The organism is Bacillus sp. KICET-3 (assembly GCF_033261025.1).
Lineage (GTDB): Bacteria > Bacillota > Bacilli > Bacillales > Bacillaceae > Bacillus > Bacillus sonorensis.
Window position 1 is genome coordinate 4,141,139 of the sequence record NZ_CP137345.1, and the last position, 14,992, is coordinate 4,156,130.

The 14,992-nt window shown below is 48.9% G+C and carries 16 protein-coding genes; 2 read left to right on the top strand and 14 right to left on the bottom strand.

The window, feature by feature from the left end; all coding sequences use genetic code 11:
* Positions 1-11: 11 nt before the first annotated feature.
* The 9 genes from R5H20_RS21170 to R5H20_RS21210 form a co-directional block, all read right to left on the bottom strand.
* Positions 12-947: an isochorismatase family protein gene (locus R5H20_RS21170; protein WP_006639381.1), complete on the bottom strand. Its 936-nt coding sequence runs from the start codon at positions 945-947 to the stop codon at positions 12-14.
* 32 nt (positions 948-979) lie between these two features.
* Entirely contained in the window at positions 980-2,611 is a 1,632-nt protein-coding gene (locus R5H20_RS21175) for a (2,3-dihydroxybenzoyl)adenylate synthase (RefSeq protein ID WP_006639382.1), read from the bottom strand.
* Between the two features lie 27 nt (positions 2,612-2,638).
* On the bottom strand, positions 2,639-3,844 hold the full coding sequence (gene dhbC, locus R5H20_RS21180; RefSeq protein WP_006639383.1) for an isochorismate synthase DhbC: 1,206 nt from the start codon (positions 3,842-3,844) through the stop codon (positions 2,639-2,641).
* A 23-nt stretch (positions 3,845-3,867) separates the two neighbouring features.
* Positions 3,868-4,638, bottom strand: coding sequence for a 2,3-dihydro-2,3-dihydroxybenzoate dehydrogenase (locus tag R5H20_RS21185; RefSeq protein ID WP_006639384.1), 771 nt, complete (start codon positions 4,636-4,638; stop codon positions 3,868-3,870).
* 214 nt (positions 4,639-4,852) lie between these two features.
* Positions 4,853-5,704: an alpha/beta hydrolase gene (locus R5H20_RS21190; RefSeq protein WP_006639385.1), complete on the bottom strand. Its 852-nt coding sequence runs from the start codon at positions 5,702-5,704 to the stop codon at positions 4,853-4,855.
* Positions 5,705-5,743: 39 nt separating this feature from the next.
* The gene (locus tag R5H20_RS21195) at positions 5,744-6,766 is read right to left on the bottom strand and encodes a FecCD family ABC transporter permease (RefSeq protein ID WP_006639386.1); all 1,023 of its coding nucleotides are present in this window, start codon (positions 6,764-6,766) and stop codon (positions 5,744-5,746) included.
* Entirely contained in the window at positions 6,759-7,763 is a 1,005-nt protein-coding gene (locus R5H20_RS21200; RefSeq protein ID WP_006639387.1) for a FecCD family ABC transporter permease, read from the bottom strand. The genes R5H20_RS21195 and R5H20_RS21200 overlap by 8 nt, the downstream gene beginning before the upstream one ends.
* Before the next feature lie 19 nt (positions 7,764-7,782).
* Positions 7,783-8,739 carry an iron-hydroxamate ABC transporter substrate-binding protein gene (locus R5H20_RS21205; RefSeq protein ID WP_006639388.1) on the bottom strand — a complete coding sequence of 319 codons (957 nt, stop codon included), beginning with the start codon at positions 8,737-8,739 and terminating at the stop codon, positions 7,783-7,785.
* Positions 8,740-8,829: 90 nt separating this feature from the next.
* Positions 8,830-10,425: a bacillibactin transport transcriptional regulator Btr gene (locus R5H20_RS21210; protein ID WP_006639389.1), complete on the bottom strand. Its 1,596-nt coding sequence runs from the start codon at positions 10,423-10,425 to the stop codon at positions 8,830-8,832.
* 290 nt (positions 10,426-10,715) lie between these two features.
* Between R5H20_RS21210 and R5H20_RS21215 the strand changes: the two genes are divergently transcribed.
* Positions 10,716-11,102 carry a DUF5362 family protein gene (locus tag R5H20_RS21215; protein WP_006639390.1) on the top strand — a complete coding sequence of 129 codons (387 nt, stop codon included), beginning with the start codon at positions 10,716-10,718 and terminating at the stop codon, positions 11,100-11,102.
* A gap of 53 nt (positions 11,103-11,155) precedes the next feature.
* Here the strand turns inward: R5H20_RS21215 and R5H20_RS21220 are convergent, their stop codons facing one another.
* Positions 11,156-11,797 carry an NAD(P)-dependent oxidoreductase gene (locus tag R5H20_RS21220; protein ID WP_006639391.1) on the bottom strand — a complete coding sequence of 214 codons (642 nt, stop codon included), beginning with the start codon at positions 11,795-11,797 and terminating at the stop codon, positions 11,156-11,158.
* A 69-nt stretch (positions 11,798-11,866) separates the two neighbouring features.
* Positions 11,867-12,274, bottom strand: coding sequence for an Rrf2 family transcriptional regulator (locus R5H20_RS21225; RefSeq protein ID WP_006639392.1), 408 nt, complete (start codon positions 12,272-12,274; stop codon positions 11,867-11,869).
* Between the two features lie 170 nt (positions 12,275-12,444).
* On the opposite strand from R5H20_RS21225, the gene R5H20_RS21230 reads away from it, so the two are divergent.
* Complete coding sequence (locus tag R5H20_RS21230; protein ID WP_006639393.1) at positions 12,445-12,825, top strand: GRAM domain-containing protein; 381 nt, start codon at positions 12,445-12,447, stop codon at positions 12,823-12,825.
* Positions 12,826-12,876: 51 nt separating this feature from the next.
* Here the strand turns inward: R5H20_RS21230 and R5H20_RS21235 are convergent, their stop codons facing one another.
* The 3 genes from R5H20_RS21235 to moaA form a co-directional block, all read right to left on the bottom strand.
* The gene (locus tag R5H20_RS21235; RefSeq protein ID WP_006639394.1) at positions 12,877-13,356 is read right to left on the bottom strand and encodes a hypothetical protein; all 480 of its coding nucleotides are present in this window, start codon (positions 13,354-13,356) and stop codon (positions 12,877-12,879) included.
* 343 nt (positions 13,357-13,699) lie between these two features.
* Positions 13,700-13,900: a hypothetical protein gene (locus tag R5H20_RS21240; RefSeq protein WP_006639395.1), complete on the bottom strand. Its 201-nt coding sequence runs from the start codon at positions 13,898-13,900 to the stop codon at positions 13,700-13,702.
* A gap of 54 nt (positions 13,901-13,954) precedes the next feature.
* Positions 13,955-14,980, bottom strand: a complete 1,026-nt coding sequence (gene moaA / locus R5H20_RS21245) for a GTP 3',8-cyclase MoaA (RefSeq protein WP_006639396.1) — start codon at positions 14,978-14,980, stop codon at positions 13,955-13,957.
* Positions 14,981-14,992 lie beyond the last annotated feature (12 nt).

Consider the following 14,992-nt stretch of genomic DNA (forward strand, 5'->3'; position numbering starts at 1 on the left):
GGCAACCTCCTTCATTGATAGTCTGAATTTGGCAAGGTTGTTTCTTTAGATGAAGACAACAATCTCCACCAGTTGTCAATCGTCGGTTCTTCTGCAAGCTCTACAAACGTCACCTCAGCTCCGATCCGGTGCCAGCGCTCGATAAGGCTCATCATTCTGACTGAATCAAGCCCTCGATAAATCAAATTTTCACTGTCGCTGATATTGTCTGGCGACTCAAAAAGAAGCGTGGCGATTTGTTCGCACATGGCCTGTTTTGATAACGGCCGGCCGTCTGCTTTCACATCTTCATCATTTGCTGAATCCCGCCCGCTTTCCAATTCGTTGAGGAGATTTTGGGCTGTGACAGTAACTGCGCAACGGACGGCTGCATAAGAGATCGCCATTTTATGATGATTTAAAGAGAAATCCGCTACCGCATCTGCTACGAAAAACGTCTCAATATCTTGCATAAACGCATCACATGCTGTCATGAGGCAGCCGATATGTGCGTAAACCCCAGTGATGATCAGCTGATCCCGCCCTTGCTCCTGAAGCAGGCCTAAGAGATTGGTTTTTCTAAAGGCATTGTATCTCCATTTCGTCAGAACGGTGTCGCCTTCATTCGGTTTGAGCTCTTCCACGATTTTCTCCTGATCTGGATCAGGACCGATACCTGAACCCCAAAAGTCCTGGAGAAGCCCTCGTTCTTCAGGCGTCTGTCCGCCGGGCTGAGCCGTGTAGATGACCGGTATGCCAAGCTCTGCGCACTGCTCCTTCAGCATTTTGATATTTGCCAATACCTCGGTCATTGGAGACTCGCCTAACGTGTATGCATTGATAAAATACTGCTGCATGTCGTGAATCAGCAGGGCGGCGCGTCTCGGATGCGGCTTCCAGGACACCTTGTTTTTAGGGAGATCAGATGCTTGCGGCATCTGGTACGGCAGGATGGCAGGAATGGCCATCAACATCACGTCCTTTCATTCTTTTTCATGTTTTATTGTTTCGCTTTGAGGGATGCCGACATTTTTTCGGCAATCGCTTTTCGCAGCGCTTTTTTGCTTACTTTCCCAACGCCTGTCTGTGGAAATGAATCTGTAAACTCCACCCGGTCGGGAATTTTATATGCTGCAAGCCCCCGATCCCGCAAAAACTGTTGAAGTTCCGCGGCGGCAGGCGGATTGTCACGCGGGATGATATATGCGCATGACCTTTCCCCAAGAAACTCATCCGGCATTGACACAACGGCTGCATCATGTACAGCGGGATGAGCAAGAAGGTGGTTTTCCACCTCTTCTGCGGCGACTTTCTCCCCGCCTCTGTTGATCTGATCCTTTGCCCGGCCCTCAACGATCAGGTAACCTGATGAGTTCACTTTCACCAGATCCCCCGTTCGGTAAAAGCCGTCTGGAGTAAATGCTTTAGCATTATGTTCTTCAGCTTTGTAATAGCCGCGAATCGTATAAGGCCCGCGGGTCAGCAGCTCACCGGTCTGTCCCGGTTCGACTTCGCGGCCGCTTTTATCGACGATGCGAATCTCATCTAACGGCGACATCGGTCTGCCTTGAGTATTGATGATGATGTCTTCGGGATCATCAAGCCTTGTATAACTGACCAGCCCTTCCGCCATACCATACACCTGCTGCAATGTGCAGTTGAGTAGTGTCTTGACGCGTCTGGCGGCTTCGGCGCTGAATTTGGCCCCGCCGACTTGAAACACCTGCAGGCTGGAGAGATCGTCGCAGCGCGATGACGCGGCTTCAAGCCAAATTAAAGCGAGCGGCGGCACGACTGCGGCAATTGTGACCTTCTCCTTTTCGATAAGAGGAAATGTTTCGTCAGGGCTTGGCCCTTGTGCGAGAACGACTCTTCCACCCGCATACAGCGTGCCGAGCACTCCCGGGGAGCTAAGCGGATAATTATGGGCCATCGGAAGAGCAGCGAGATACACGCTGTCATGATCAAGCCGGCAAATGTCTGCGCTGACTCTCAGACTGTAAATATAGTCATCATGGGTTCTCGGTATCAGCTTAGACAGTCCCGTGCTTCCTCCGGATAATTGCAGAAAAGCGATATCATCCGGTTTCACATTTGGATGACGGCCGGGATCGGCATCTATATACAAGTCGCTGAGCGCCTGAAATTCTTCCGGATCTCCGGCGACAATAACATGCCCCAATGCGGGAAGCTTGCTGCGGACTTGTCTCGCCAGCCGGCGGTAATCAAAGCCTGAATGAGTATCTGGAATGATGTATGCAGCCGCTTCGGTAAATTCGCAAAAATAAGCGATCTCGCTTTGCCGATGAGAAGGGAGCGCAAATACAGGCAGCGCACCGATGCGGAACAATGCAAAACAAACTTCAAAAAACTCGGTGATATTCGGCAGCTGCACGATGACGCGGTCTTCCTTTTTTATGCCCATCTTTAAGAAGCCTGCCGCAAGACGATCGGTTCTCATATCCAGTTCCTTATAGCTTACATGAGCGTCTCCGCATATAACTGCGGTTCTGCTGCCGTGCCTGACAGCCCGTTCTCTCAGCATTTCTCCGAATGTCTCGCCTCGCCAGCACCCCTCCTTTCGATATTTCTCAGCAAACTCTTCCGGCCATGTTGGGCATCCTGTCAGCATGATGTATCCCTCCAGCATTTCATTGTATTATTCATTGTTCAGTCCCATAGCAAGAAGCATGGTCCGAAACTTGGCCGACGTCTCGGCCAATTCATCTTCCGGCCTTGAACCGGCCACGATACCGGCACCGGCGAACAGTCGGAGAGCGTGATCTTCCGCCTCAGCGCAGCGGATCGTGACGACCCACTCCCCATCCCCCACGGAATCACACCAGCCCACCATTCCTGTAAAGAAACCGCGATCAAACGGCTCAATCTCTTTAATAGCAGCCCTCGCCTTATCTGTCGGGGTTCCGCAGACAGCCGGCGTCGGATGCAGCGCCGCTGCGAGCTCTAAGGACGATATCGACAAATCTGTCAGCTCCCCATTGATTTCTGTAGAGAGGTGCCACATCGTCTCCGTACTGATCAGCGAAGGTTCAGCCGGCACATTCAATTTCCGGCAGAAGGGCTTGAGAGCTGCGGCTACGGCTTGAACGACGACTGCATGTTCATGACGGTCTTTTGCAGAAGCAAGCAATTCATCCGCCCGCCGCTGATCTTCAACAGGATCATCGCTCCGCGGCCTGGACCCTGCCAGCGGATTTGCAGAAACGCGAAATCCGGTTCTTGAAACAAGCAGCTCCGGACTTGCTCCAATCAATGTCCTGGCTGAATGCGACTCTTCTTTAGCCCGCTCTGGCAAATCGACCGCAAAGGTGTAGCCGTTCGTATTGTGCTGTGCAAGGTTTTGAAGCAGACGGCCGATATCGATTTTCTCAGGTGATGTCAAACGCAGTGAGCGCGAAAGGACAATTTTGCTATAGTCACCTGCTGCTATACCTGCTAATCCCCGTTCGACTCCCCGTATATACGCCTCCGGTTCAGGAACCGGTTGAATGTCATAGGCCATTCCCTGCTGTGAATGTTTTTGGACGCTCTGTTCAAATACCAGCGGGCCGGCACACCAAACTTCATCCGGCACGGTAAGCTGTGCAGGCTTTGCATTGTCAAAAGGCACTGCTCCGACAATGATGGGCCTCTTCCGTCCAGACTGCTCGGCATCTCTGAGGACGGCTGCCGCACGCTGCGACAGATGTTCCAGCCCGCTGCCGTCTTCTTCAGGGACGGCGGCAAAAACGCCTTTGGCAAGGATGGTCCGCTCCGGTGAAGAAAAGAAGAACGAAGCACCTGTCCGATACTCATGCAGAAGCTGCTCTGCCAACGCTTCTGAAACCATTTGATGATCAATCATTTCCAAAACCTCCTTTATATCAATCAGACTCCCAAGGTAGCGCCGCCATCAACGCGAAGGTCATGCATCGTAATATGGCGGGCACGCTCGGACAGCAAAAATAGAACTGCTTCTGCGATATCCGCCGGCAATGCCAAACGGCCGAGCGGAATTCCAGTTTTGAATGTTTCCAATGATCCGGCAATGGCAGCTTGAGCCCCGTTCTGGTCTGACCACATTGACCGCTGCATAGGCGTATCCGTCGATCCGGGCGATACAATATTGCAGCGAATATTATACTGGGCCAGCTCGAGACCAAGGCATTTCGTAAACATCAATGCCGCCGCCTTTGAAGCGGCATAAGCAGCCATCTGCATCCGGGGAACCGCGGCGGCATTGGAGCCTACGGTCACGATGGCGCCTTCCTTGCGTGTGATCATACGTCCGGCAACTGAACGAGATACGTTAAAAACTCCTGTAGCATTGACGCTGAACGTCTTCTCCCAATCTGCATCACTGAATGATGTGATCAAACCGGTTCTAAGAACTCCGGCTACATTGACCAGCATATCTATCGGACCGACTTCGCGTTCAATCCGGTCAACGGTCTTGTCAACTGATGCGCTGTCACCGACATCTGCGGCAAAAGCCCCGGCTTGCAGGCCTTGTTTTTTCACATCTTCGACGAGCGAATGAAGCCCTTCCTCATTTTGATCGATTGCGGCAACTGACGCACCGCTTTCCGCAAGCGCCCTTGCCACCGCTTCGCCAATTCCTTGCGAAGCCCCTGTCACTAAAGCAACCTTGCCTTTCATCTGTGATCATTTCCTTTCCTCGGGACTTTGGACCGAATCTCGATTAGTTCAAAACAGCCTAATTGATAATGATTATCATTATCACTAAAAAATATAATATACCAATAAATGCTAGCGGTCAAATCGTTTTCTGTCATTGTCCGCAGCTTTTTCAGGTATATTGATCAATTTGATTATTTTTTTATAAAAGCAGGGGCGGAAAATCCCCCGCTTCTCATCTATCAGGACTTAGCGCAAAACGCAGCGCCCTGCTGATTAAGACCGGCAAAACCGATATATGGCCCTCTCCCTTAAATTCATTGAACTCCGTGCGCACTCCGCAGCTTTCCAGAGCCGATAAGCGCTCAGCCAGTTGTTCCGCACGATCGTTCATGCGGCTTTTATGGCTTTTCTCCAGTTCTCCAGCTCCAAGCAATACATCAACCTTAACACCAGCCTCCTGCAAACGTGATACAAAGTCACGCTCTTGATCAAAAAATGACTGATTCCAATGAATCGACGGGCTGCCGGCGATGTATGTCCGAAATAAAGCAGGCTTTGTAAACAGGACCTGGAGGACAAAAAGCCCGCCAAGGGAGTGTCCGAAAATCGCCTGCCTATTCTTGTCTATCTTAAAATCACGTTCGATCTCGGGCTTTAGCCTTTCTTCAATGAATGTCAGAAAAGCCTCCGCACCGCCGGATTCGGGCCAGTCCCTCCCATCGGGCCGTTCAGGCAGTTCAGCCGGTGGCACCGGCAATGTAAAATCGTAGTACCGCCCCGGGTCAAACGGAGCGTCCGTCTCATAGCCGATGCCGACGATGACGGCAGGAACTACTCCCGTCTTCTCCGGACGGCGCGACTGCATCCGCATGGCCTCGACCATCGTGCCGAACACCGAGTTGGCATCAAGCAGATAGATCACCGGAAATCCCGATGGAGGCGGCTCTCCAAGCGGATTGGCAATGAAAATCCGGTATTTTCGTTCCCCAAAAGGCGACTGCATGAGTCGCTGTTCAGTCCCCGGTATGGCGACCGGGGGACAGTCAGCGGCGTTGGCTGCCCCACTATGTTGTTTATCAACCATCCGCCTTCCCCCTCTTCTTTGATTGTTAAAACAGGCCGGCTACTGAACCGCCTTTTTTTGTTTGAAAAGCAAGTACAAGAAATAAGGCACACCGAAAATGGCAAGGAGGATTCCCGCGGGAACCTCTGACGGCTGAAACAGCAATTTCCCGGCAAAATCGGCGCACAGCACAAGAAACATCCCGATTAAACCGCTGAGCGGCAATGAATAGCGATGCAGCACTCCTGCGAGTCTTCGAGAAATATGCGGAGCGATCAAGCCCACAAAACTCATGCTCCCGGATATCGATACACAGGCGCTGATAATTCCGACACAGGCGATGAGCAGCACCGCTTTTTCAAGATTGGAAGAGACCCCGAGGCTCTTCACGGTATCTTCGTGAAAACGAATGGTATCAAGAAGACGGCTCTTGGCGAGAAGAAACGGAATCAGCAGCAAAAACCACGGCAGGGCGGCTTGAATATACGCCCAGTTGGCCGAGCCGATGCTCCCGTTTTTCCAGACCATCGCCATTTCATAATCGTTCGGATTCATTTTCAATGACAAATACAAAGACACGGCACTGAAGCCCGAATTAATAGCGATCCCCACAAGAATGATCCTGCCGGAATCAAGGTTTCCCCCGTGCCAGGCAAACATAAAAATGAACGCGGCTGCCAAAAGCCCTCCGATCAGGCCGAAAAAGGGCATCCCCATCGCTGCCAGGAGATTCGCTGTTTCCGTCTGCCCTTGAAATATCAGCATATAGCCGACGATTGCGGCTCCGGCTCCCGCGTTAATTCCCAATATTCCCGGATCAGCCAGTCCGTTTCTTGTCACCGCCTGAATCACGGCGCCGGCAATTCCAAGCCCAAGACCGACCAGCCCGGCGGTTACGATCCTTGGGAGCCTTAAATCAAACAGGAGAATGCTGTACTGCTCATTCGGATTGATTTGAAAAAGGGTGGAAAACAGTTCCGAAGGATCATCAATCGAGAACGCCCCCATCGTGATGCTGGCATAACACACCGCAAGAATCAGGACAATCAACACGGTGTAGATGACTGCTAGTTTTTTAGGCATGCTGTTCCCCTCCTTTTCTTTTAATCAAGTAGAGAAAGAAAGGAACGCCGATGATGGAGGTGACGACTTCAATCGGTGTCTCAAACGGATAATTGATCAGCCGGCTTGCAAGATCAGCCAATGTCAGAAAAACGCCGCCGATGATGCAGGAACAGGGAATCAGCCGGCTGTAGTCCGCCCCGACGAGAAAACGGGTGATGTGCGGAACGACCAGCCCGACGAAGGCGATTTTACCCGCCAAGGCGACGGAACTGCCCGTAAGCAAGACCACCGCCGCCATCGCCAGGAACTTGACGGCTTTCTTCTTCTGTCCGAGACTTTCAGAAATATCTTCCCCCAATGATAAAGCGGTCACTTTTTTGCTGAGAGAAATAGCAAGGATTATCCCGAGCATGAAAAAAGGGACCGCGTATGTCAGAAGATCCGGGTTCAATTGGTGCAGTCTCGCGCTGTACCAAAAGCTGAGATCCTGGGAAATTTGAAAATAGACCGACATCGCCGCTGACAGGCTGCTGAGCAGCATGCTTGTAACCGTGCCGATGATCGCGAGCTGAACGGGCATAAAGCCGTTTGGAATCACCGATGCAAGGCCGAAAACAAGCCCTACACCGACAGCGGATCCGAGAAACGAATACCCCATCATCTCAAGAGCCGATGAATGCGGAATCAATACCATCAAAAGCGTAATGATAAATGCCGAACCATCAGAAACTCCCATAATCGACGGTGAAGCCAAATAGTTGCGGGTAATTCCTTGCATAAGCGCCCCCGAAGCGGCGAGCGCCGCTCCGATCAAGAGGGCGCCAGCCGCGCGCGGTAGCCGGGAATGCCAGATAATCTGGTGGTCTGTGTTTTCCGGGTCAAAATGCAGAAGCGCCGTATACACAGTCTCCCAATCAAGCTGCTTTGCTCCGATGCAGACGGAGAGAAAAACGGACAATACAACGGCAAACGGAGCAGTGATTATAATGATACGTGTCATTCGCTTTGAGTGCATAAAGAAATACCTTTTCTGTTTAGTCTTGTGTCAATTTTTCCGTCGCCGCTTTCAAGAATTGTACTTTGCTCCATGCTGTTCCTCCCTGTGCAAGCGGATCGACAGCATTGACGAATACATGATCTTTTTGAACCGCCGAGATGCTTTTCCAAATCGGATTTTTCTCTAGATCTTTCAACGCATTCGGCTTATCTGCATTCTCATCGTCGGAGAATTGGACAAACATGTAGTCCGGATTCATTTCACTCAATTTCTCCAATGAAATCAGCTCCTGGGTTTTAGCCGCTTTCACTTCATTTGGTGCGGTGTAACCCAGCTCACCGTATAACGTTGAATTGAAAAATACGTCTTTAGGATAAATGAACACATTTCCCTGTCTGATTCTGATGACCAGCGCTTTTGTATCTTTTGCGGTTTTTTCAAATTTGGCTTTTGCTTCTTTCAGATCTGTTTCATAGTCTGAAATGATTTTCTTTGCTTGATCTTCTTTTCCCGTCAGTTCAGCCAGCAGATTCAAGTTGTCTTTCCAGTGGGAAGAGACGTGGGACACAGGAATCGTAGGCGCGATGTTATCAAGCTTTTTCACCGTTTTTTCAGGAAACTTTGTTGATGCTAAAATGACGTCAGGCTTAAGCTGAAGGATTTTTTCCAAATTCGGCTGTGTTTTTTCGCCAACAGCTGTTGCTTTATCGGTGATGCTCTTGAATAATTCCGGGAATTTTCCGGAAAAGGAAATCGCACCGACAGGATGAACATCAAGAAGCTTTGCGTCTTCCATTGATTCAACGCTTCCGGTAATGACGATCTTTTCAGCCGGGGCTTTTACCTTGTATGTATGGCCGAGATATTCAATACTCTTCTCTGCTGAGCTGCTTCCGCTTTTGGCAGTGTTGCCAGCCGCTTCTTTTTGGTTTCCGCATCCTGCTGCTGTTAAAGCCAGAAGCAGAATAAATAGACATATAGAGACTTTTTTCATCTATTGTAACCCCCTGATTTAATTGATAATAATTATCAATTAAAATTATAGGTAAGCCTCTTTGATAACACCATGGACAATATCCGGCAATTAAAATGGATTTTTTCCGGACAGGAGCTGAACGGTCTGCCGAATGGTCCGTTCATGGCTGCAGGCGGTGTATTCACGCCAAGGATCTGACTGGATTTGATAAACCCGCTGTTCACGCACGGCCTTTAGATCCTGCCAGGCGGCCGTTTGCTGAAGCTCTTGATAAAATGCGATCGTTTCGGGTTCTTTGTAAATGAAAATCATGATGCAATCCGGCTGATAAGCCGCGATGCTTTCCAATGAAACCGCCTGATCTGTCGGTTCATTCAAAGAAACGGCAGACTCAAAACCTAAGTCTCCAAAGAAAACATCCCGGACAGAGCGATTATGGGCGAGATAAAATTCGTGCTTATGCAGGCGCAAAAACAAAAAACTGTACTGTCCGCAGACCGGCTGAAGCGCTTTTTTTGCCGACTCCGTCTGCCGCTTATAGGACGTGAGCCATTTGCGGGCTTCCGCTTCTTCTTCCACATGGGAGGCGGTCAGCATGAAATGCGTCCTCCAGTCTTCCTGTGAAGGCAGATAGACGACATCTGCGATCCCATTTAAACGCTCCCGTTCTTTTTGCGAAATGCTGTCCATGCTGATAATCAGTTCAGGAGCAGATTGGGACAAGATGCGCAGATTTTCTTCCCATGGCTCATCAAAGCGGTAGGCGCTGAGGTGAACCGGGATATCAGCGGCATACTGTTTGTAGTAATAGGACGTCCATTTCGGATGCAGCGAAGCCGCATATGGAATCAAGTGCAGCGGAATAAGCTGCCCAAGCGTGTTTTGGCCGTAGACGGCAAGCTTTCTGCGCCTTTTCCTCATGTAAACGGTCGGCGACAAACCGGTATGCTTTTTAAATGTCCGGCTGAAATAAAATTCATCCTGATAGCCTGTTTGGCTGGCGATTTCCCTCAGCTTGTAGCTGGCCTTGGCCATCAGCTGCTTCGCTTTTGTCATCCGTGTTTCGGTTATGAACTCTGTTACGCTTTGTCCATACAGTTTTTTGAAGGTTTCGCTATAATGCTTGGCACTGATTCCGGCCATGTGTGCAAGCTGATCAAGCGTGATGTGAGCATCCGAATGGTCCTCAATATATGCTTTCGTTCTGGCAATGGCTGATGAGGTATCCTCCGGATGAAACAGCTTTGCCGAGCAGATCTCGTACAGAAGCTGCTGCAGTTCAATCTGGCATTTCATTTCCTGAAGCGCGGAGGAAGCCGGCCATAATGACGAAAGCTCCTGAAGACGTGCGGCCAGATTCCCGACGGAATGGACGTTCATCATCTGAAGGTCGGAGAAGAGGCCGGGGTTTGTGTCAGGTTCAAGCGTTTGCCGGCCTTCTTCGTATACATACGCGTGCATCCGGACGAGATACACGCTGATTTCATAACAGGAGGCCGTAATCCCGAATGTTTCATAAGGAGGGCAAATATAGAGCGTTTCTTTTTGCAGCGGTCTGCTTTCCGCTTTAATCTCGACCCTTCCCTCCCCCTTCATATGAAAAATAAAGACGAACGAATCGGCAAGCTGCTGTTCATTTGGAAGGTCCCCGGTTTTTTTTATATGATCAATTTGCAAGAGACGATAAAAGTAAGAGGATTTCATAGAAAAAACCGCCTTTCTAAAAAAACAACGAATGTCAGATTCATACAAAAACACACCCTTGCATGGTACAATCGGCAGGGCGCAAAAACCAAAACTACCAGCGAACGGGGTGTATTCATATAAACGTATGTCTACCGACTACTATAACACACCGGAAACCCGCAACCTTGCACGATTCCCTCTAAAAAACGCTTCCAATTCTTAAAATATATCATTTTTATTCAAAAATACTCTATTGTAGTGTATAAATAAATAGGAATTTATATTACCTTCTGGAAGGCGTGACATATATGATGATGACTGAAAGGCTGAGGAATTCTCTCAATACCGTTTCAAAATGGGGGAAAATAGCCGCAATTTTTACTATCATTACGGGGGCCTTCACTGCGCTCTGCGGACTGCCGGTATTTTTGATAGGAGCCGTGCCTGGAGTACTTTTGATTTTTTCAGGCATTTATTTATTAAAATCAGCCAGCGCGGCTGCACAGATGAATAAAGAACTAGCAGAAGAACCGCACGAACTTCTAATGGAAAACTACGCGAAATTTATAAAATGGCAAGTGTATTATTTGGTGGCGAATGTTGTGCTTGTCCTATTGGGAATCATTCTCTTTATGATTTTCTTTTTCATTGGGATGGCAGCCGGTTTAAGCGAAACTCATTATTACTACGAATAGGGTGTCAAAAAGGCCTTTTTCGGGAAGCTTCCCCGTAAAAGGCCTTTTGACGTTTATTGAGCTTCGCCCACAACCGTAAACCGTTCATTGATATGCTCGCCACTCTCAGCTTCGTCCACAACCGCAATGGCGTAATCTGCATAGCTGATATAGCTTTCTCCCGCCGCATTGACGATCACGTTTTCTTGTCCTTTTTTATAGGCTCCCGTACGTTTTCCTTCAGGATTGAAAAACGCCGCCGGGCTGATGAACGTCCATGTCAAACCGCTTGATTTTTTCAGATCCTCCAAGTTCTGCCCCTGATTTTTTGCCGTCGGCAAGTACTCTTTAGGGAAATCAGGCGTGTTGTACAGCTGAGCTGTTTTTTCCTCATCAACATAAAGGCTTCCCGCCCCTCCGACAACAATTAATCTTGTTTCCGGAACCTGCTGGAACAACTCGATCAGCTTTCTTCCCGCTTCAACATGAAGATGCTCCTGTCCCGGCGCCGCGCCAAACGCGTTGACCACGACATCAAGCCCTTTTACATCCTCAGGCTGAAGCTCGAATACGTCTTTTTCAATAACGGCCGCACCGCTGCCGGAGACTTTGGATGCATTTCTGACAATCGCCGTTACTTCGTGCCCCCTTTCTGCCGCTTCCTTTACAATCAGTCTGCCTGCTTTGCCGCTGGCTCCGATAATTCCGATTTTCATGTTCATAACCTCCATTTTCGTTTTGTAACAAATAAAGTTACATGTTGGCGGTGAAAAATCATCTCTTGTTTAAAAGAGATGAGATAATATGTCTTTAAGCGATTTGCTGGCCAATTCATTTTCCATTGCCTTCTGTACGCTGTGAAAGGTTTCATCCAGCGTGGATTGAATCCGTTTTCCAACCGGACAGTCCGGATTCGGCTTTTCATGGATTGCAAATAGCTCTTCCTGACTTTGAACTGCCCGATAAATATCCAGCAGAGAAATGTCTGCAGGATCCCTTTTCAGACTTGCACCGGCGACACCGGGCCGCGACGTCAGGATGCCCGCTTTTTTCAGCATGCTGATCATGCGTCTGATCACAACCGGATTCGTATTGACGCTTCCTGCAATTATGTCTGAAGACACTTGCTCCCGCGGATTTGACGCGATTAGAGATAGAATATGAATCGCAACAGCAAGACGGCTGTTTACCATATGCTTTCACCACCGTTGTAATTATTTTAGTTACAGGACGTCTTTTTGTCAACTCTTTTACTATACTTTATTTTTCACCGGACCGGGAACTTTATTTCACGAAAAGATCCGGAGGTTCGCGAAACTTTTTTCGTTCGGGCTCGTACCATATGTTGAAAGGAGTGTGTTTGATGAAGGACATCGCTGAGGGAAAAGCGGCCATTGAAAGCCGGCTCGAACCGGATGAAGAGGTGAAAGCGGCCATTTCCTGCACCTATAATGCAAAAATATCAGTAAACTATTCACCGTATAGAGGCCTGCTTGCCGCAACCGGAAAACGGCTGCTCTTTTATTCTTCTCTTTTCGGAGCACCATTCTATCTCGACATGCCTTATCCCGCCATTTCATCTTTCCGCATTGGGAAAGGGCGGTTTTTTGGGGGCGAGCATATCATAGTGATGAACAACGGGGAACAGGAAGCATTTCGTTATGATGCGGGATGTGATTCTTTGGATGCATTTACCGAAGCCGTACAGCAATTCAGAGACGGGGCGCCGCCTGCGTCCGGATGAGCGGATAACCCGCTCCCCTGCAAACGGCGAGAATGAATGAATCCCGGATGTTCAATTGTTGATTTTATACTTTTCCCCGTACCTCAGCACCTTGTAGATTGCCATCCCGTCAGAAAGGTGATTATCGGAATAACGCACCGGAATAAGCGCAAAAAACACATAATAGGTCGAAAAATAAACGAACTGGTATAAAAAAATGTTTTCCGACAATATGTCTTTCACTATCAGCGTATTCACGATAAAAATGGATGCTAAATTAAAGATGGATCCCCCCGCATAAATCAGCGCGTTTGAAACCCGGTTGTCATATTTTAATTCTCCATAATTGCAAAACGAATCCATAAAATAAATGCTCCTGATCTGAACGGGCCCTATTTTCACCAGTCTTTTGCCCATGCCGATCTCAAGGGAAGCTTTGCCCCCGAAAACGAGCGCCATAAAGCTGTGGCCCAAGACATGGAGGATAGATACTGCGGGGAAGACGAGCAAAAAAGACCAAAAAAATTTTGTGATATCCTCGAGCCCGAACATCCAATCACCCTTTCTGCTTCACTTGGAATGTTTTAAAAGACATTTCCTCCTGCGCTCCTTTTAAAACATATGAATGTGTCAGCTGCCGCCGCTTCCAAATGAAAAAAGGAAGCAAACTCTGTTTACTTCCGGGAAGACAAATCAACTTGAGATATTCCTGATATATTTCTTATCGTCAATGTGGCAATATCGGCATTCAAATCCCCGGCACCGGCAAGCATACGAGTGTCCATATTGCCAGAAAGGGAATAGGACTTCAAACAGCTTTGCCCCATTTTATTGACCGATTTCTTTTTGTCGCCTTTTAGCTCCCGTAACTCCGATGTAACTGCTGATTGCAAATTTATTCATGACTGCCAGAATACGTTTCGTTATGGTGCTGTAAACCGGCGCCCAGGAGAATGCGAATATCAATGACGTCTCCTGTTATCATGTCAATCCTATGATCGTGATAGGCCGGTTTGCCCGGATTCCTGACAAGCATCCGAATGTAATAGCCGCCTTTTTTTTGACAAAATGTGGAGGCCTGCTTTGTCTTTCCCACCGAGAATGGTTTCCCCAACCTATTGTTTGGGCCTCTTTCATATCGGAACATGATCTATCCGCCGATATAAGACATTTCAACCTTTTTCCTCGGCGCCGCTTTTGACAGCGCCCTGTCAAGCGAATACTGGTCAGACCGGTTTCTCCACACCGTGCTGATCGCCTGAACGAGTTCTTCATCAGACTGGCAGCTTCTGACCAGCGATCTGAGATCAAATCCGCTTGAAGCGAAAAGACATGTGAAGAGCTCTCCTTTTGCAGACAGCCTCGCTCTGTTGCAGGTTCCGCAAAAAGCATCGGATACGGAAGAAATAAAGCCGACCTCTCCCGAACCATCACGGTAGCGGTACCTTTTTGCCACTTCCCCCTTATAATTCGGATCGATCGGTTCAATCGGCATGTGCTTGTTGAGATGGCTGATGATGTCAGCCTTAGTGACAACGGCATTCCGCTTCCATTCATTTGTGTTGCCGACATCCATAAACTCGATAAACCGCAAAATATGGCCTCTTTCTTTAAAATAACGGGCCATTGGCAAAATGTCTTTTTCATTAACCCCTTTTTGGACGACCATATTGATTTTGATGCCGAGTCCGGCCTGCTGGGCCGCTTCGATTCCGCCAAGCACCTTATGGACGGAGATCCCTCTTCCGTTTATCGCTTTAAAGCGGTCGTCATCAAGCGAATCCAGACTGACGGTAACTCGTTTTAAGCCGGCTTTTTTCAATTTTTCCGCGTAAACCGGCAAGAGCACGCCGTTTGTCGTCATTGCGATGTCGCGGAGCCCCGGAATCCGGGCCAGTTTGCCGACCAATTCGGGCATATCTTTTCTCATCAGCGGCTCTCCGCCCGTGAGACGGATTTTTTCAACACCGAACACCGTGACAAAAAGACTCGCCAAACGTTCAAGCTCTTCAAAAGAAAGAAGCTCTCCCTTTGGCAAAAATGGATAATCCGGTCCAAAAATTTCGGCAGGCATGCAATATGTGCACCTTAAATTGCAGCGGTCGGTGACCGAGATTCGCAAATCCCGAAGCGGCCGGCCTTTTTGATCCAATATATGTTCGTTCTGTGCGGTCATGCGCGTTGGCCT